Annotated in this window: 15 protein-coding genes; 4 read left to right on the top strand and 11 right to left on the bottom strand. The window is 68.1% G+C overall.

Annotated elements, in window-relative coordinates:
• Positions 1–467 (bottom strand): YbaK/EbsC family protein (locus VFE28_07410; GenBank protein ID HZM15813.1); only part of this gene is annotated, 467 nt, incomplete at its 3' end.
• Between the two features lie 195 nt (positions 468–662).
• Between VFE28_07410 and VFE28_07415 the strand changes: the two genes are divergently transcribed.
• Entirely contained in the window at positions 663–2,789 is a 2,127-nt protein-coding gene (locus VFE28_07415; GenBank protein ID HZM15814.1) for a S9 family peptidase, read from the top strand.
• A gap of 47 nt (positions 2,790–2,836) precedes the next feature.
• Here the strand turns inward: VFE28_07415 and VFE28_07420 are convergent, their stop codons facing one another.
• From VFE28_07420 to VFE28_07435, 4 genes are all read right to left on the bottom strand, one after another.
• On the bottom strand, positions 2,837–3,436 hold the full coding sequence (locus VFE28_07420; GenBank protein HZM15815.1) for an isochorismatase family protein: 600 nt from the start codon (positions 3,434–3,436) through the stop codon (positions 2,837–2,839).
• 16 nt (positions 3,437–3,452) lie between these two features.
• On the bottom strand, positions 3,453–3,833 hold the full coding sequence (locus VFE28_07425; GenBank protein ID HZM15816.1) for an MGMT family protein: 381 nt from the start codon (positions 3,831–3,833) through the stop codon (positions 3,453–3,455).
• Between the two features lie 39 nt (positions 3,834–3,872).
• A complete protein-coding gene (locus VFE28_07430; protein ID HZM15817.1) occupies positions 3,873–5,348 on the bottom strand; it encodes a DEAD/DEAH box helicase in 1,476 nt (491 codons plus the stop codon).
• 105 nt (positions 5,349–5,453) lie between these two features.
• Complete coding sequence (locus VFE28_07435) at positions 5,454–6,311, bottom strand: FKBP-type peptidyl-prolyl cis-trans isomerase (protein ID HZM15818.1); 858 nt, start codon at positions 6,309–6,311, stop codon at positions 5,454–5,456.
• 58 nt (positions 6,312–6,369) lie between these two features.
• On the opposite strand from VFE28_07435, the gene VFE28_07440 reads away from it, so the two are divergent.
• Positions 6,370–7,581, top strand: a complete 1,212-nt coding sequence (locus VFE28_07440) for a threonine/serine exporter family protein (protein ID HZM15819.1) — start codon at positions 6,370–6,372, stop codon at positions 7,579–7,581.
• Between the two features lie 27 nt (positions 7,582–7,608).
• On the opposite strand, the gene VFE28_07445 is transcribed toward VFE28_07440, so the two are convergent.
• From VFE28_07445 to VFE28_07470, 6 genes are all read right to left on the bottom strand, one after another.
• The gene (locus tag VFE28_07445) at positions 7,609–8,391 is read right to left on the bottom strand and encodes a 4Fe-4S dicluster domain-containing protein (GenBank protein HZM15820.1); all 783 of its coding nucleotides are present in this window, start codon (positions 8,389–8,391) and stop codon (positions 7,609–7,611) included.
• Between the two features lie 30 nt (positions 8,392–8,421).
• Positions 8,422–9,903 (bottom strand): NADH-quinone oxidoreductase subunit C, encoded by a 1,482-nt coding sequence (locus VFE28_07450; protein ID HZM15821.1) that lies wholly within the window; start codon positions 9,901–9,903, stop codon positions 8,422–8,424.
• 47 nt (positions 9,904–9,950) lie between these two features.
• Positions 9,951–11,477 (bottom strand): proton-conducting transporter membrane subunit, encoded by a 1,527-nt coding sequence (locus tag VFE28_07455; protein HZM15822.1) that lies wholly within the window; start codon positions 11,475–11,477, stop codon positions 9,951–9,953.
• 2 nt (positions 11,478–11,479) lie between these two features.
• The gene (locus VFE28_07460) at positions 11,480–12,124 is read right to left on the bottom strand and encodes a hydrogenase (GenBank protein HZM15823.1); all 645 of its coding nucleotides are present in this window, start codon (positions 12,122–12,124) and stop codon (positions 11,480–11,482) included.
• A gap of 89 nt (positions 12,125–12,213) precedes the next feature.
• Positions 12,214–13,128 carry an NADH-quinone oxidoreductase subunit H gene (locus VFE28_07465; protein HZM15824.1) on the bottom strand — a complete coding sequence of 305 codons (915 nt, stop codon included), beginning with the start codon at positions 13,126–13,128 and terminating at the stop codon, positions 12,214–12,216.
• A 3-nt stretch (positions 13,129–13,131) separates the two neighbouring features.
• On the bottom strand, positions 13,132–15,174 hold the full coding sequence (locus VFE28_07470; protein HZM15825.1) for a proton-conducting transporter membrane subunit: 2,043 nt from the start codon (positions 15,172–15,174) through the stop codon (positions 13,132–13,134).
• A gap of 243 nt (positions 15,175–15,417) precedes the next feature.
• On the opposite strand from VFE28_07470, the gene VFE28_07475 reads away from it, so the two are divergent.
• Positions 15,418–17,058, top strand: a complete 1,641-nt coding sequence (locus VFE28_07475) for a hypothetical protein (protein HZM15826.1) — start codon at positions 15,418–15,420, stop codon at positions 17,056–17,058.
• A gap of 437 nt (positions 17,059–17,495) precedes the next feature.
• The coding region (locus tag VFE28_07480) for a hypothetical protein (GenBank protein ID HZM15827.1) at positions 17,496–17,871 on the top strand (376 nt) is incomplete at its 3' end.

Consider the following 17,871-nt stretch of genomic DNA (forward strand, 5'->3'; position numbering starts at 1 on the left):
TACGCCGGCACCGCGAAGTGCACGACCTGCGGCCGCACCAGACGGGCGAAGTCGTGGTAGGCCAGGCGCACGAGCTCCGTGTGGGAGCCGGCGTTGAAAGCGATCTCCTCGTCCTTCGTCAGCTCGTCGGCGACGTAGACCTCCATCCCGTAGAGGTTGCCGAAGGGCGGCATGGCACCGACCTCGCACTCCGGGAAGCGGTCCTTGAACTCCTTCTCGGTGGCGAGTGCCGCACCGCGGGCGTGCGCCACCGCCCGCAGGAGATCGAAGTCCACCTGCTGCGACGACGGCAGCACCGCCATCGCCAGGCGGTCGTCGAGCTTCACCACCACTGTCTTCGCCAGCTCGCGTCCGGGGATGTGCGCCGAGGCCGCGATTTCCGGCGCCGTGAAGGCCTGCGAATGGCTGATCACGACGTACTTCACCTGGTGGCTGTCCAGGTATTCGCGCAGCTTCTGGACGGGCATCACGTCCTCCCTCTCTAGAGGATGGGCTTCCCCCCCCTCGCGGGGAGTCCCCAACCCAAGGATGCGCCGCCCGCCGCATTTGTCAAAGCCTGCGTCACCCGGGCTCACGCCCCTCTTGCACTTCCCGCCGATCCCATTAGGATTCCCCCCGATTCCACCCGCCGACCGCGAGTGCGCCCAACCCCGGAGGAACCCATGCCAGCGAGGCTGACACCCACGAACCCGCGGAGCCCCCGTCCGAGCGGGGAGGGTTGGCGCTGGAGGCTCCACGCCTCCCTGGCCGCCGTCCTCCTGTCCAGCGCCCCGGGGCTCGTCGCCATCGGCACGGCCGCCGAAACCCATCCTTTCACCGTGCGCGACCTGGTCGCCTTCGACCGCTTGAGCGACCCGCGCGTCTCGCCGGACGGCCGCTGGGTGGCCTTCACGGTGAGCGCGGTCGATCTCGACGCCAACCGCCGGCGCAACGACCTCTGGCTGGTAGCGGTGGACGGCACGAACCTCCGGCGCCTCACCACCCACGAAGCCTCGGATACCAGCCCCCGCTGGTCGGCGGACGGCAAGTCGCTCTGGTTCCTCTCCACCCGCTCCGGTTCTTCTCAGGTGTGGAAGCTGTCGTTGGGCGGCGGTGAGCCCGAAGCGGTGACCAAGCTGCCCGTCGATGTCGGCGCCTTCGCCCTCTCCCGCGACGGCTCCCTCCTGGCGGTGAGCCTGGAGGTGTTCCCCGATTGCACCACCCTCGACTGCACGAAGAAGCGCCTCGACGAAACGGAAGCGCGCAAGGCCAGCGGCCGACTCTACGACTCGCTCCTCTTCCGGCACTGGGATACCTGGAGCGATGGCAGGCGCGCCCATCTCTTCGTGCTCCCGGCGACCGGTGGCGAACCCGTGGACATCATGCAGGGGATGAAGGCCCATGCCCCCTCCAGACCTTTCGGCGGCGACGAGGAGTTCACCTTCACCCCCGACGGCAAGTCGGTCGTCTTCACCGCGAAGGACGTGGGACGCGAGGAAGCCTGGTCGACGAATTACGACCTCTGGCTCGCGCCCGTGGCGGGCGGCAAACCGGCGCGAAAAGTCACCGACAATCCCGCCACCGACACGACGCCGCTCTTCTCGCCCGACGGGCGCACCCTCGCCTACCTGGCCATGCAGCGCCCGGGATACGAGGCCGATTGCCTGCGCCTCGTGCTCCGCGACGGAGCGACGGGCGCGCCGCGCGTCCTCACCGAGAGCTGGGATCGCTCGGTGACTTCCTTCGTCTGGTCCGCCGACGGCCGCGAGCTGTACGTCGCCGCCGAAGAGCTCGGGCAAGAACCACTTTTCGCCGTGGACGCCAAGACCGGCAAGGTGCGCACCCTCGTCGACAAGGGCAACGTGCGCACGCCGCAGACGGCGGGGTCGCTCATCGTTTATGGCCTCGATCACTTGAACTCGCCGGTGGAGCTCTACACCGTGCCCGCCTCGGGCGGCAGTCCAACCCAGATCACCAGCATGAACCGTGAGCGCCTCGCCGCGGTGCGCATGGGCACGCCCGAGCAGTTCCAATTCGCCGGCTGGAACGGCGAGACCGTGCACGCCTACCTGGTGAAGCCCATCGACTTCGACGCCAAGAAGAAGTACCCGGTGGCCTTCATCATCCACGGCGGCCCGCAGGGTTCGATGGCGAACGACTTCCACTATCGCTGGAATCCGCAAGCATATGCCGGCGCCGGCTACGCCGCGCTCATGGTCGACTTCCACGGCTCCACCGGCTACGGCCAGGCTTTCTGCGACGCCATCCGCGGCGACTGGGGCGGCAAACCTCTCGAGGACCTGCAGAAGGGGCTCGAAGCGGCGTTGCAGAAGTATCCCTTCCTGGACGGCGAACGCGTCGCCGCCCTCGGCGCCTCCTACGGCGGCTACATGATCAACTGGATCGCCGGTGCCTGGCCCGATCGCTTCCGCTGCCTGGTGAGCCACGACGGCAACCTCGACGAGCGCGCCGCCTACTTCGTCACCGAGGAGCTCTGGTTCCCCGAATGGGATCACCTGGGCACGCCCTGGGACAACCCGGAGAGCTACGAGAAGCACAATCCTCTGCGCTTGGTTTCGAAGTGGCAGACACCGATCCTGGTGGTCCACGGCGGTCGCGACTTCCGCGTCGTCGAGACCGAGGGCATGGCCACGTTCACCGCCGCCCAACGCCGGGGCATCCCGTCCAAGTTCCTCTACTTTCCCGACGAGAACCACTGGGTGCTGAAGCCGCAGAACAGCATCCTCTGGCACGATACCGTGCTGGCTTGGCTCGACGAGTGGACGAAGCCGACGAAGAAGAGGCTGTGACGGGGGACGACGCGGTGCCGGATCGGTAAGCGGCGTGACTCACGCCGCTACTGCGGCTGCGCCTCGCGCAGCAAGCGGCTGAGCTTCCGGAAGCCGGCGTGGTCCTTGGTGCGCGCCCATTCGAAGCCCACGGACTCGTGGTTGGTGATCCAGGCGCTGGCCTGCTGCATGCGCTCGAGGGCGTGACGCCGGTACTCTTCGCCCCGGCTGCTCACGCACTCCCAGCACAAGTGCACCTGGCTGCCGGCGCGCAGGAGTTCGATCACGGTCTGCATGACGCAGACGTGCGCCTCGATGCCCGCCACCACCAGCTGCCGCCGCGCCGCCGGCACGCCCGGGAGCGCGGCGGCGAGTGCCGCCTCGAAGGCGGGGTCGCCGCAGCAGCCGAACGTCACCTTGCGCAGGTACTGCTTCGGTGTCGTCAGCGCTTCGAAGGCGGCGCGGATCTCCGGATGCGTGTCACCGAGCCCTTCCGGGTATTGCTCGGTGAGGATGACCGGGCGAGCGAAGATCTCCGCGATCTGCAAGAGCCTCTTCGTCCCCGCGATGACGAGATCGCGGCGATGGATCATTTCCATGAGCTTGCCCTGCAGGTCGATGACCACGACCGCGCTGCGGTCGGCGTCGAGGAGCTCTACGGTCTGCATACGTTCCCCATCCCTCCTACGAGGCTCGGCCCGACCTTGCACGTTGTTGGGTCTTCCTCCTGCTCACGGTGACCCGACGTCGGGGGTTCCACCTCCAGGCGGAAAGGTCGAGACGGCACCGAGCGTCGAAGCGGACTCCTTCCTTCTCGAGCAAGATGCGTTGGAGCAGCTCCGCTCCGGGTTCGGCGCGCCGGCTCACCTCGCCGCGGGCGTTGAGCACCCGGTGCCAAGGGACATCGTCATCCTGAAGGGCATGCAGCGCGTAGCCCACTTGCCGGGCGTGACCCGCGAGACCCGCCAGCGCCGCCACTTGGCCGTAGGTCGCCACCCGTCCCGGCGGGATGCGGCGTGTGACGGCGTAGATGCGTTCGTAGATGCGGGGTGACCTCGGCGCCATCGCCTCGCCCCTTCCCTGCCCGCGGAGGTGTCGCGGCGCTCAGCGCCTCCGCCGGCGGCGGCGCCCGCCCCCGGGCTGCCCGGCCGGGGCCGGCGGGGCTTCCCGCGCTTCCCGTTCACGACGCGCCAGCGGCGGCGACGGCGGCGCGTGCAGCATTTTCTGGTAGTACTCGTCGAGCAGCATGGCGATGATGGCGAGCTCGTCGTCGTTCTCGCCGAGGCCACGGGCCAACGACAGCATGCGCTGCATGCGTTCCCGCACCAGCCGGTCGAGATCGCGCAAGCGGGCCTCGAGAAGCGCGGTGACGCGCTCGGCTACCACGGCCTGCACGTCGGCATCCGTCGGCAGCTCGCGCCGCTGCATGTCGACGCCGTACTGCCTCACCACCGCGTTCAGGCGCAGCTTCTCCAGCGGCTCCACCAGCGAGATCGCCTCGCCGCTGGCCCCGGCGCGTCCGGTGCGCCCGGTGCGGTGCACGTAAGCCTCGGGGTCCTCGGGGAATTCGTAGAGGATGACGTGCGACAGCGCCTCGATGTCGATGCCCCGGGCAGCGATGTCCGTGGCCACCAGGAAGCGCAGCTTCTTGTCGTACACCCGCTCGAGCACCGCCTCCCGCGCCTTTTGGGTCAGATCCGAGCTCAGCTGATCCGCGTCGTAGCCGAACCGCTGCAGGACCACGGTGACGAAGTTCGTCGTCGTCCGCGTGTTGGCGAAGATGATCGCCGACTCGGGGTTCTCGATCTCTATGATGCGTACCAGCGCCCGGTCCTTGGCCATGGCGGGCACCTCGTAATACATGTGCTCGGTCTCGACGATGTGCTCGGCCCCGTGGCTCAGGCTCAGGGTCTCCGGCTCACGGAGGAACTGTCGCGCCAGCTCCCGCACGCCCGGGGGATAGGTGGCGGAGAACATGGCGGTGACGCGTTCGCGGGGGGGCAGGAAACGCATGAGGGCGCGGATATCGGGATAGAAGCCCACGGAAAGCATGCGATCGGCCTCGTCGAAGATCAGGAAGCGCAGACGCTGCAGCGACAGGGATTGCCGCATCAAGTGATCCAGGATGCGCCCGGGGGTCGCCACGACGAGGTGCACCCCTTCGTGCAGCGCCGTGAGCTGCGGCCCGTAGCCGACGCCACCATAGAGCGCCACAGAACGCAGGCGCGTCCCGCGGCCGAGCGCTTCGGCCTCCCCGTGCACCTGCCGCGCCAGCTCGCGCGTCGGCACCAGCACCAGCGCCTGCGCCACCGGTTGCCCCGTATCGAGCATCTGGAGGAGGGGCAGGATGAACGCGCCGGTCTTGCCGCTCCCGGTGCGCGACTGCACCATCACATCGCGCCGTGCCAGCAGGTAGGGAATGGTCTTGCTCTGCACCGGCATGAGCGTGTTCCAGCCCATGCCCTGCACGGCGGTCTGCAAGGATTCGGAAAGTTCCTTGAGGCCGATGGCGGGAAGACCCGCTGGCGCTGCCGGCGTCGGTTCCGCCACCGGCTCGGGAGTGCTTGGCTCAGGATTCATGCTGCTCCATGACGAAGGACGGGGGTCGCTGCTTTCGGCCGTGGTCCCCGCCCAAGGCACGCGAGGGGGACGCCGTCATCGGCGCCCTTCCGTGGTTCTTCGCTTTCACGGCTGGAAGGAGAGCAATTCGACGTCGAAGACCAACATGCCCTGCGGCGCGCCCTTCTGCCCCTTGTACGCCAGCGACTCGGGAATCCAGAAGCGCGTCTTCTCCCCTTCCACCATGAGCTGCACCCCTTCCGTCCAGCCGGCGATGACGCCGTCGAGAGGGAAGGTGATCGGCGCGCCCCGCGTCACCGAGCTGTCGAACATCATCCCGTCCGTCGTCCAGCCGGAGTAGTGCACCGTGACCTTACTGCTCTGGGTGGGATGCTTGGCTCCCTTGCCGGGCTGGAGCACCTTGTAGGCGAGTCCCGAGGCCGTGCGCTTGGCGTCCTTGGGCGGTGCCGCCACGTCGGCCGGCGTCTTGGGGGCCGCGACGAAATCGAGCAGCTCGACGTCGAAAACGAGCATCCCTGCCGGAGCCCCTGGGCGCCCCTTGTAAGCCAAGGCTTCGGGAATCCAGAAGCGCGTCTTCTCCCCTTCCACCATGAGCTGCACGCCTTCCGTCCACCCGGCGATGACGCGGTTGAGCGCGAAGCTTGCCGGCTCGCCGCGGGACACGGAGCTGTCGAACATCAGCCCGTCCGTTGTCCAGCCGCTGTAGTGCACGGTGACGAGGTCGGTCGCCCCGGGATGGGATTTGCCGGTGCCTGCTTTGAGGACGCGGTAGGCGAGACCCGAAGGGGTCTTCTTGACCGACGCGGGCGGTGCCGCGACGTCTTCCGGTGCGGGCAAGGCTTTCTCTCCCTGTGGTGGATTCGCGGCGACGCGGGGCGGCACCGCTCCTTGAAGCGTGATGGCGAGGAGCGCGCTCACGAGAGGTCGAGTCCAGATGCGAGAGGAACCGTTCAGTGTGTTCATGGGCCCATTATCCACGCCGGGGCCGGCGTTGGAAAGCCCGTGTGCTACCTTGCCTGGCATGAGCGCCCTGCCTGCCGAAGACGATGTCCGCTTCCTCGTCCACTTCGCCCAGGCACTGCACGACTACGGCTCCGCGGCGCACCAGGTGGAAGACGCCTTGGCAGGCCTCGCACGGCGGCTGAACGTGCCGGCGCAGTTCCTCGCCACGCCGACCTCGATCATCTTTTCCTTCGGCAACCTGGCGGAGCAGCGCTTGCAACTGCTCCGGCTCGAGCCGGGAGAGAACGATCTCGGGCGTCTGGCGCGTACCATCGAGGTCGGGCGCGCGGTGCTCCATGCACAGCTCACCCCTGCCGCAGCCACGGCGCGTCTCGAGGCGATCGGCGCTGCCGCGCCGCTTTACGGCGCGCTGCCGACCACAGTGGCTTTTGGTCTTTCTTCGGCAGCGGCGGCGCGCTTCCTCGGCGGTGGTGGATTCGAAGTGGCGGCGGCGGCAGGCATCGGCATCCTGGTGCGGGTGCTTGCGGCTCTTTGTGCTCCCTTCCCAGGAATGGCGCGACTGCTCCCGGCGGTCGCGGCGGCACTCGCTTCTGCCGCGGCCGTGGGACTCGATCATGCGCTGGGAACGCAGCACTACCTGGCCACGGTGGCGGGCATCATCATGCTGATCCCCGGCCTCACGCTCACCGTCGCTTGCACCGAGCTCGCCAACCGACACCTCGTCGCCGGCACGGCGCGTCTCTCCGGGGCCATCGTGACTTTGGCGATGCTGGTCGTGGGGGTCGCCCTCGGCGTCAAGGCGGCGAGCTCGCTGCTCGGCGCTCCGCCGGCGGTGCTCTCTTCCGCGCTACCCTCCTGGACCCTCGTCGCGGCGCTCATCGCCGCCCCGCTCGCCTTCACGGTGCTGCTCGACGCCGAACTGCGCGACGCGCCGTGGATCCTCCTCACCTGCGGCCTCGGCTACGGGGGGATGCAGCTCGGAGCGCGGGCCCTGGGGCCGGAGCTGGGCGCTTTCGTGGGTTCTTTCATCGTCGGCCTGGCGGGCACTCTCTTCGGCGCGCTCCTGCGCCGGCCGACGGCCATCGTCCGCGTCCCCGGCCTCCTCCTCCTCGTCCCGGGGAGCATGGCCTTCCGCGGCGCCACTGCGCTCTTCGACCTGCAGATGGACTCGGGCCTGCAGATCTTCGTCCGCGTCCTCCTCACCGCCGTCGCCCTCGCCGCCGGCCTGCTCGTGGCCTCGGTAGTCAAGCCGGCGCGCCTGTTCGATTAGCCCCATCCGTCCCGGAGTTCGCGGTTGTCACGCAGTGGCTTCGATTTTGCCGAGCAAGCGCAGGAGGCCGTCGAGGATCGAAAGGGGGTGGGGCGGACAGCCGGGAACATAGAGGTCCACCGGGATGCCAGCGACGCCGTCGTGCACCTCGGGATGGCCGGCGTAAGGGCCGCCGGAGATGGCGCAGGCGCCGACGGCGATCACGAGACGAGGCTCGGGAACGGCATCGTAGGCTTTCTCGAGCGCGAGCCGCATGTTCTCCGTCACCGGGCCGGTGATCAACAAGCCGTCGGCGTGACGCGGCGAGGCCACGAACTCGATCCCGAAGCGGCCCAGGTCGAACACCACCGTGTTCAGCACGTTCACCTCGGACTCGCAGGCATTGCAGCCGCCGGCACTCACCTGACGCAGCCGCAGCGAGCGCCCGAGCACGCGCCGCAAGCGGGTGTGCATCGCTTGCGCCAGCTTCTGGCTGGTGCCGCGCAGCACGAGATCGTCACGCTGCGACGCCGCCACACGGTACTCGGCGCTGTAGGCGATGGCGCCCGTCGGACAGGCGTCCACACAATCGGTGCAGAAGAGGCAGCGGCCGAGATCGAGGGCGAGACGCTCGTCGAGCCCCGCGCCCACTCCTCCGAGAATGATGGCCTGGGTGGGACAAGCGTCGGCACAGGCTCGGCACCCGTCGACGCACTTCGCCGCTTCCAGCATGGGCCGGCCGCGGAAGCGCTCCGGAAGCGGAGAGGAGGTGGGCGGGAACGCGAGTGTGCGCCGCCCCTGACGCAGCCGCTCCACGAGAATCCTCAGCATCGCACGCTCCTCATCGTCAGGGGCACAGCGTCACAGATCGTGGCCGCAGTACGACAGATCGAAGCTCTTGTTGCACAGCGGGAAGTCCGAGATCTGCTGTTGCCGCATTGCCATCGATAAACCCGCCCAGTTGCGGAACGAGGGATCCACCACCTTGTAGCGCGCGAAGGCGCCGGCCGCGTCGGTGCTGGCCACATGGCAAACCTCGCCTCTCCAGCCCTCGACCACCGAGACCGCGACTGCCTCCGGCCCCAGCGAGCCGATCTCGGCTCGCAGCGATCCAGCCGGGAGCTCCTCCAGCAACCGGCGTATGAGGTCGAGACTCGTCTGCATCTCCTGCCAGCGCAACTGGGCGCGGGCGTAAACATCCCCTTCGGCGCATGTCGCCACCGGCACCTCGAGGACGCGCCAAGCGCCGGAGGGGAAATCCCGGCGGGCGTCGATCGCGAGCCCCGAAGCGCGCGCTGTCGGGCCCACCAGTCCGAGCTGCATGCAAGTGTCGTAGGGCAGCGTGCCGATATTCTCGAAACGCCCCCGCACCGCCGACGTTTCGAAGAGCAGGCGCACGGCGCCCGACACGTCGTGTCGGAGGGTGTCCAGGCGCTGCAGACAGTCGACAACGAGGGCCGCGCTCAGGTCGAAACCCACCCCGCCCGGCCGCAGCATGCCCCGCCCGAAGCGGCTGCCGCACAGCGTTGCCGTCAAGTTGAGGAAATCGCCGCGGAGGCGGCCGCAAAACGACGCCGTCGGCAAGAAGCCGATGTCCTGCGCCAGCGCCCCGAGAGCACCGGTGTGGCCGGCGAGCCGCTCGAGCTCGAGCGCCACGGCGCGGAGCGACTGGGCGCGCGGCGGCGCCTCACAACCCGCCAGCGCTTCCAGCGCCAAACAATAGGCCGTGGCGTGCCCGATCGTCGTGTCCCCGGCCAGCGTCTCCATCTGATGGATGGTGCGCTTGCTGGGACCACCCACGAGCGCCCGTTCGACGCCGCGGTGCTGGTAGCCGAGGGCGATCTCGAGGTGCAGAACCTTTTCGCCGTCGCACTGGAAGCGAAAGTGCCCCGGCTCGATGATGCCGGCGTGGATCGGTCCCACCGCCACCTCGTGCACCCCTGGACCGGCGACGGTGAAGAACTCCTGCACTCCGGGAAACGGTGGCTGCGGCTGGGCTCCGTCGGCGCCGTGGACGGAGGGCGCCCCGGGCTCGGGGCGCTGGAAGCGCACCGGCTTGAGCCACGGGTGGCCCTGCGGCTCGAGCCCGTATTGCTCGGCGATCTCCCGCTCGAAGGACCCGGCCTGCGGGCACTCCGGCGTGAGCGACGGATAGGCGTCCCGCGCTTCGGACGAGAGCAACTCGAGCTCACCGCGATCACGGTTGCCGAGCACCGCTAGGAGGCGTACGACTCCACCCAGCTCCGGCACGCCGAAGAACGCCATCAAACTACGACGGCCCGCCACCTCCTGGGCGATGCGCCGGCGGAAGTCGTCCATCGGCAGCCGAGTGACCGCTGCCATGGCAACGGCCTCGCCCGGGCGCACGATGCACGTGGCGCCCACCGGCATCACCAACCTCCCAGCGCCTGCGCCACCGCACGCAGCAAGTCCTGCAACGCCGCGGGCAGCGCGAGCCCGAGACCCAGCGCGGCGAGCGCCAGGAGCGCGATCGGCGCCATCGACCACAGTGATTCGCCCTGCAAGCGAGCGGACACGAGGGCGCCGAAGTCACTCCCGGGCGGGGATGGCGTCGCCGCGCCCGAAACGGGTGCCGGTGTGCCCTGTGCCATGCGCAACACCGTGGTCGCCATGCCGACGAAGATGATGACGAGGAGCAGCAGGTACGCCGCCGCCACCACGTTGCGCCCCTGGTCGAGCGCCCCTTTCAGAATGCCGAACTCGCTCAGGAAGGTGCCGAACGGCGGCGAACCGTTGATGGCGAAGAAGCCGAGCAGCCAGAAAACTCCGGTCGCCGGCAGGAACCGTAGGATGCCCCGCACCTCGTGCGACGCTTTCGTCTTGTAGGCGGTCACGATGTTGCCGGCCACAAGGAAGAGCATCCCTTTCACCAGCGAATGATTGATGGCGTGCAGCACCGCGGCGAAGGCCGCGCTTCCGCCCAGCCCGACGCCGAGCGACAAGATCCCCATGTGCTCGACACTCGAGTAGGCGAGCATCCTCTTGTAGTCCCTCTGGCCCACCAAGAAGACGGCGGCCACTGCCATCGAGGCGAGGCCGAAACCGAGCAACAGCCCGCGGACCAGATCGCCGAGCCCCGCTGCCAGGCACACCTGGACGGCGCGCAGGATCCCGAGGAAAGCGCAGTTCAACAGCGCCCCGGAGAGCAGCGCCGAGACCACCGACGGCGCTTCGCTGTGCGCATCCGGCAGCCAGGTGTGCAGCGGCGCCAGTCCCATCTTGGTGCCGTAGCCCACGAGCAGCAGGATGAAGGCGGCGCGCAGCCACTCGGAATGCAGCGTCGGGGCGCGCTGGAGGAGATCTGCGAGCAGCATCGAGGCGGGTCCGCCGTTGCCGTCCGCGGCCGCCACCGAGAGGAACAAGAAACCGAGAAGCGCCACGGCAATGCCGACCGAACAGATCATCAGGTATTTCCAGGTAGCCTCCAGCGAGCGCCGGTGGCGATGGAAGTAGATGAGGGGAGCACTCGCGAGCGTCGTGGTTTCGATCCCGACCCAAAGGAGACCGAAGTGCTGGCACAGAGTCACAAAGGACATGGAGGCGAGGAAGAACAGCAGGCAACCGACGAAAACTGCCTCCGGGGCGTTCGAGAACAGCAGGCCCTCCTGGAAGTCGGTGCGGTCGCCGTGCTGCTCGCGCCCGAGGTAGCCGACGGCGTAGACAGCCACCGCCAGGAAAAGAGCGCTCGTGATGCTCAGGAACAGCAGCCCCGTCGCGTCGAGGGCCAACCAGCCGTGCCATGTCGGCTCCGCCGGCGCGAACCACAGGCTCAGCACGAGGCTCGCGTGGGCCGCCGCCACCAGAGGCAGCAAGGCGCGGCGCAGGCGGACGCGCCGCACCAGGAAGGCCAGGAGGCCGGCCGCTGCCGGCAGGAAAACGAGGAGCTGGAGCCGCATGCTCAGCCTTTCAGAGTCGAGATCCTCGCCACGTCGATGGAGTCGAACTCGTTGCTGATGTGATGCACCGCGATGCCCATGACGAACACAGCGACGAGCACATCGAGGAGAATCCCGAGCTCCACCCAGAGGGAGCCTCCATGCGTCACGGTCACGGCGAACACGAAGATGCCGTTCTCGGCCACCAGGTAGCCGAGCACCTGGGTCAAAGCCTTGCGACGGCTGATCACCAGGAAGAGCCCGGTCAGCATGGTCGAGAAGGCGACGGGCACCGCCAGCGACGAGGCCACGGGCCCCGGTAGCTGCAGGCGCGCCCCCATATACATCGAAATCAAGAGGCTCGCGACCCCCACCAGGATCGACAGCGTGTAGCCGACGAACGGCTCGATCTCGCGGCGCTTGTGGACGGAACCGAGGGTGCGCAGCAACAGCCGCCGCAAGATCACCCCCTTCACCAGCACGATCACTGCGGCGAGAACCAAGATCCGCGGCGTCAGCGCCCCGGCATGGGTGAAGAGCAGCAGCACGCCCAGGATCACTCCCTGAACCGCCACGGTGCGGATACAGCCCCCGAGCCGACTCGACGCCAGCAGCAGGAAATTCGTCAGCACGATGGCGATGAGTGCCGTTTCGATCCAGGCGCTCATGCCCACTCCTCTCTCGTTCCGCACGTCCGGCCGAACGGCCCGGTGCTCCCTCGGCCGTGCGGCGGTTGCACGCCCCTGGCGTTGCCGATTCAGCGCAAGGTCAACAACAGCGCCAGCGCCGCCAGCGCGCCAGCCCCAGTCAGGAACTGCGGCACGCGCAGCAGTCGCAGTCGAGCTGTCGTCGACTCGATGATCCCCACCACGACGGCCAAGAGCACCATACCGAGCACGAAGACCGCAGCATCGAGCGCCGGCGTGCCGCTGCGACACGGCACCGTGATCCCGACCACCAGAGCGCCGAGCGCCCACAGCTTGAGCGCAGCCCCGTACTGCACCAGCGCCAAGTCGGGGCCGCCGTGATCGAGCACCATGGCCTCGTGGATCATGGTGAGCTCGAGGTGTGTGTTCGGATCGTCGAAGGGAATGCGTGCGTTCTCCACCAGCAGCACCACGAAGAGCGCCACTGCCGCCAGCACGAGGACCGGCTGACCGGCGCGGGACCAGGTGTCGGGCGACACCGACGGGATCATCCCCGAGAGCGAGAGCGTGCCGGTCTGGCGCGCCAGAGCCAGCAACCCCAGCAGCAGCACTGGCTCGGCGAGGGCCGCGAAGGCCACCTCGCGGCTCGCCCCCATGCCCTCGAAGCTCGACCCCGTGTCGACCGCCGCGACCGCCGTCGCGAACCGCCCCAGACCGAGCAAATAGACCCACAGGATCAGGTCGCCGGAGAAGCCGAGCAATGCCGGCGTGCCTCCGTGGGGCAGAAGACAGAGCGCGGTCGCGACCGCCGCCAGCCCGACGATCGGGCCGGCGCGAAACACCCAGGTCGTCGTGCGGCTGTAGACCGCACCCTTGCGCAGCAGTTTGGCGAGATCATGGTACGGCTGCAGCCAAGGGCGACCGCGCCGCCCGGCGAATTGCGCCTTGGTGCGATGGATGACCGACTGCAGCAGTGGCGCCAGGAGAAGCGCCATCCCGACGTAGGCCAGGGAATCGAAGCGCATGACCTACACTCTCCAGAGGAGCAGGACGACGAGGGTGACCGCGATGTACAGAACGTATATGTGGAGGTTGCCGTGCTGCAGCCAGCGGAAGCGCGCCAGTCCTGCAGCGATGTGGGCGAAAAGCGGCTCGAACAGGTACTTCCGGGGCGCGTCCGGAGTATGGCTATCGAGGGACGCGGCGCGGGGGAAGAGTCCCTCCGGCGCCGCGAGCCGCTCGCGGGTGCGCAGCAGGCCCTGCATGGTCGAGGTGATCGGCTGGGCGAACGAAGCCGCCGTGTACTGCATTCGCGCCGTCGGGCGGGCGTAGCCACAGTCCCAGGTGACACCAGCACGGACGCTGCGACCGGCGAGGACGGCACGGCGGAATGCCACCAGCAGGAGGGCGAGGACCAGCAGCACCACGGCTGCCACGCTCGTGAGGCGGAGCGCGCCGACCGACGGCGCCAGGGCTTCGTGCACCGCTTCCGACCTCATGCCGGCGACGCTCGCGATCACCGGCACGAGAGCCTGGGCCACGAGCCAGGCACCGAGCCCGAGCCCCACGCAAGCACACGCCAGCAGCCAAAGTGCCGCCCGCATTGCCGGCGCCGGGTCGTGCGGAGCTGCCGTGGAGGCCGTCGCCGCGAGCGCAGCGTCTTCGTGGATGAGGCTTGCAGCCTCCGCTCCGGCCCGTCGCGGCTCGCCGAGGAAGGCCATCCCGAAGGCCTTGGTAAAGCAGGCTACCGATAGCCCGCCGACCAGCGCCAGGCCAGCAACGGCACCGCTCGTAGCCAACATGGCGCCGGAGCTCGCGGATACACCGCCCGAGATCGCCGCCAGGTAGATCAGCAGCTCGCTGGCGAAACCGTTCAGTGGCGGCAAGCCGCAGATCGCCACCGCGCCGATCGCGAAGACGATGCCGGTCTGGGGCATGCGCTTCAGCAGGCCGCCGAGCTCGTGCAAGTCGACGCTGCGCACCGTGCGCAGCACCGACCCCGCCGCCAGGAAGAGCAGCCCCTTGAAGGCCGCGTGGTTCAGGACGTGCAGCAGCGCCCCGCCGAAGCCGAGCGCGGCAAGGGTCGCCGAGCCGTACTGCACTCCCAGCCATCCGATCCCCATCCCGAGGGTCACGATGCCGATGTTCTCGACGCTGCTGTAGGCGAGCAGGCGCTTCAGGTCGTGCTGAGCCACGGCGAACAGGATGCCCACGAGGGCGGAGGCAAGGCCGATCCCGATCAAGAGCGGCCCCCACCACGGTTGCGGCGCGCCGAGCAGCGGCAGGAAGCGCAGCAGCCCGTAGATCCCCATCTTGATCACGGCGCCCGACATGAACGCCGACACGTGACTCGGCGCGGCCGGGTGCGCCTCCGGCAACCAGACATGCAGGGGGAAGAACCCTGCCTTGATGCCGAACCCGAGAACGGCGAGCCCGAAGAGCACGCCGCTCCCGGGGCCGGCGAGCGGCACGGATTGCCGCCAGGCCTCGAAGTCGAAGGAACCCGTCCGCGCAGCGAGAAGCACGAAGAGCGGCAGCAGCAAAGCGATCCCGATGCGTCCGGCCACGAGGTACGTCCAGCCGGCGGCGCGCACACTCGCACGATCGTCGTCGAAAGTCACCAGGAAGAAGGTCGCCAGCGACATGATCTCCCAGGCGATCAGGAACAGCAGTCCATCGCGAGCCGCCACGAGAAGTGCCATGCCGGCGACCATCACGCTGAAGAAGAACCAGTGCGAGCCGAGGCCGCGCCGGCCCGCGTGCGCCGGCATGTAGCTGCTGCCGTAGAGCGCGGTCACCGCCGCCAGGGCGAAGACCGGGAGGAGAAAGAAGCCGGAGAGGGGATCCAGGCGCATGGCGAAGCTGCCGTACGGCAGGTTCCACGGGAGCTGCAGCGAGGCCTCCCCGCCGGCTCGGACCGCACCCAGCGCGACGGCGAGCCCGAGCCCGCTGCCGAGACAGACCCCGCCGGCGCCGAGGCGCGTCGTCCAGCGCCCGCGTGCGGCGAGACTGGTCACACCCCCGAGAAGCACCACGCCGATGGCAAGGAGGAAAACCTGCAGCGCCCTCACCCCGCCGCGCAATCTATCACAGTCTCGTCAGCGCCACCGCCGAGAATGACGAGGAGGAAGGATGCGCTGGCGGCGCGGGTGCTGCGCGTGGAAAGACAAAGTCCTGGTTTCGACCCGAGCCGAGGGCTTCGGTGCCGACAACAACCGTGACGAAGCGGCCCAGGCCTGGTATTCTTGGGCTGCCTGCCAACGACAAAGCGCTGCCGTTCTCCCCACCCTCCGGCGCGTGTCGGACAACACGGCATGCCGGCCGTTCGCACCTGGGGCGAGCGTGGTGTTCTCGCCCTCTGCCTCCTCCTCCTCATGCTGCCGGTGCACCTGCGGCCGGAGAACTATCCCACCGACGATGCCTGGTTCTACTTGCAGGTGGCGCATCACGTGCGCGGCGGCCACGGCAGTACCTTCAACGAGATCACCACCACCAATGGGTACCATCCCTTGTGGCTGGGGCTCTGCGTCGCCGCCGAGCATCTCGCGTCGGGCGACAAGAGGCTGGCACTGCGCTTCGTGCTCGGCATGCAGCAGCTGCTTTTTCTCGTCCTCTTCTTCTTCTTTCACCGGCTGACCCGGCGCTTGGCTTGGGCGCACGGGATCGCCGGCTTGCCGATCCTCGCCGGGGGCTTCTTGGCCACTGCCATGTACGGTGTCGAGGCTTTCTTGAACGGCGCCGTCCTAGTCTGCAGCCTTCTCCTCTTCCTCGACCTGGAGAATCGGGACTCCCCTCGCGTCTGGGCGCGCTTCGGTTTCGTCCTCGGCATTCTCTTCCTGTCGCGGCTCGACAACGTCTTCCTCGTCCTCACCCTGTCGGCGACGGCACTTCTCGCCGGGGGTCGACGCTCGTCCCCTGCGCTCCCCGCCTGGGTGCGCCGCCCGTCCCCGGCGCTCCCCCGTCGCGCGCTCTCTCTCGTCCTCCCCCTCGCTGCCTTGGCGCTTTCCTACTTGGCACTCAACCATTGGACCTTCGGACACTGGGTGCCCGTGAGCGGTGCAATCAAGAGCCGCTTCCCCCTGCCGGGGTTGCACGGCGAGACACTCGGCAGCCTCGGCGCACTCTCGGCCGTGGGGGGCGCGGTGTCGATCCTGGTCGGCCGGCGCCTGCACGGTCGTGCCTACCTGGTGCTGCTCGCTCTCGGGCTCGGTGTCGTCTTGCAAGCGGCGTACATGTTCTTCTTCGTGCACGACAATGTGCTCACCTGGGCCTTCGTTCCGGGGATCGTGAACGTCGCCCTCCTCACCTGTCTCGCGGCGCACAAGCTCCTGCCGCGGCTGGCAACTCGCCTGGGAGTCCCTGCAGCACATGGCCTTCTCTTGGCCTCGACCCTCATCGGCCTCGGCCTCGCCGCGGCGCGCGCCTGGTCGGACTTCCACAACCCCGATGCCCGTGGGCCCTATCCCTTCCAGTGGCGCGCTCTCGCCGCGAGCAAGTGGCAGAACGACGTCGGCCTGTGGCTACGCCGCGCCTTCCCACCCGGGACGCGGTTCTTCGTCTACGACTGGCCCGGCGCCGTGGCCTACTTCTCCGACCAGCCGTGCCTGCCGGAGGATGGATTGGTGAGTGACTACGCTTACGACGAGGACATCGTGGCGCTCGGTATCGCGCCCTATTTGCGTGCCCATGGAATTGATCTCTTCCTCGGCCCCTACCCGCCACCGGTGCGTGAGGGCGACAGCTGGGTGCAGGCCACGCGGACGAGCGAGGGCTGGCGTGTCGAGATATTCGCACCTCGTTCCCGACGCGCCGCCGGCAGCTTGGTTCTTCTCGACACGGCCATCGTGGCGCGCCTCGACCGCGAGATCGGCCATCCCACCATGCCGCGCTTCGCGGTGTGGAGACTGCAGAACCCTCCGAGTCAGCAACCAAGGTCGAGCCTCGTCGAACGGTGAATCGAACCGTGCACGGGCTTGATCCGATCTCGGCGGAGGTCTACACTTTCGCCGGTCTGGTAATGGTCGTGCTTACCATCGATCCCCTCGTCGGAGACTCCTTCGACAGGCGGAGTCTCGGTCGCGCTGTCGCTGGGATGACGAGGTGCTCGGTCCTTCCCTCGGACTTCGCCTCGCGGTGGTGACGGTTCTCGGCTTTCCCGTACCAGGAAGTGCGGCACCGCCGAGCTATGTCCCCGACAGCGGGATCCACAGCACCGATCGCGACGGCGATCGGTGCTCGAGGCCAATTGACGGTTTTTCATATGGGACCTCTCCCTACGCCCGGATGGGATAGACCCCGATGATGTCCAACGCCTCTCGCGCCTACCATGGATCGAGTCCATTGTGGAGGCGCGATTTCAGGGCCGTTGTCACGACACAGGAGAGGATCCCTGGTGAAGGAGAGGTTGGCGATGAACCGGCACCTATGTACTGCATCGCTCGTGTTTTCGATGCTCGCGGCTGTGACGACCGTTCGCGGTGATTCCTCGGTGGAACCCCATCAGATCCAAACCAAGGGGCAGGCATTCGCCATTGAGCCATGCCTGGGCGGCGAAGGCTCCTGGGATTACGAGTCGGTTGGTACCTTCCAGATCGTCAGGAGGGAAGGCCCGATGCAGGTTCGGGTGCAAGCGAACCTTCGGTTCAACTTCAGGCCAACGGATCCCACCTTGCCCACCTATGAAGGGCACGAAGTCCTCAACGACGCAGTTTTGCCGTCATCCCAGCAAGGAGGGCAAACGCTCTTCGAGTTTCCTGTCATCATGCAGA

Source organism: Candidatus Krumholzibacteriia bacterium (genome assembly GCA_035649275.1).
Taxonomy (GTDB): Bacteria; Krumholzibacteriota; Krumholzibacteriia.

Coding starts and splice junctions, on each gene's coding strand:
- VFE28_07415 (HZM15814.1), top strand. CDS start 663: ATGCCAGCGAGGCTGACACCCACGAACCCGCGGAGCCCCCGTCCGAGC.
- VFE28_07420 (HZM15815.1), bottom strand. CDS start 3,436: ATGCAGACCGTAGAGCTCCTCGACGCCGACCGCAGCGCGGTCGTGGTC.
- VFE28_07425 (HZM15816.1), bottom strand. CDS start 3,833: ATGGCGCCGAGGTCACCCCGCATCTACGAACGCATCTACGCCGTCACA.
- VFE28_07430 (HZM15817.1), bottom strand. CDS start 5,348: ATGAATCCTGAGCCAAGCACTCCCGAGCCGGTGGCGGAACCGACGCCG.
- VFE28_07435 (HZM15818.1), bottom strand. CDS start 6,311: ATGAACACACTGAACGGTTCCTCTCGCATCTGGACTCGACCTCTCGTG.
- VFE28_07440 (HZM15819.1), top strand. CDS start 6,370: ATGAGCGCCCTGCCTGCCGAAGACGATGTCCGCTTCCTCGTCCACTTC.
- VFE28_07445 (HZM15820.1), bottom strand. CDS start 8,391: ATGCTGAGGATTCTCGTGGAGCGGCTGCGTCAGGGGCGGCGCACACTC.
- VFE28_07450 (HZM15821.1), bottom strand. CDS start 9,903: ATGGCAGCGGTCACTCGGCTGCCGATGGACGACTTCCGCCGGCGCATC.
- VFE28_07455 (HZM15822.1), bottom strand. CDS start 11,477: ATGCGGCTCCAGCTCCTCGTTTTCCTGCCGGCAGCGGCCGGCCTCCTG.
- VFE28_07460 (HZM15823.1), bottom strand. CDS start 12,124: ATGAGCGCCTGGATCGAAACGGCACTCATCGCCATCGTGCTGACGAAT.
- VFE28_07465 (HZM15824.1), bottom strand. CDS start 13,128: ATGCGCTTCGATTCCCTGGCCTACGTCGGGATGGCGCTTCTCCTGGCG.
- VFE28_07475 (HZM15826.1), top strand. CDS start 15,418: ATGCCGGCCGTTCGCACCTGGGGCGAGCGTGGTGTTCTCGCCCTCTGC.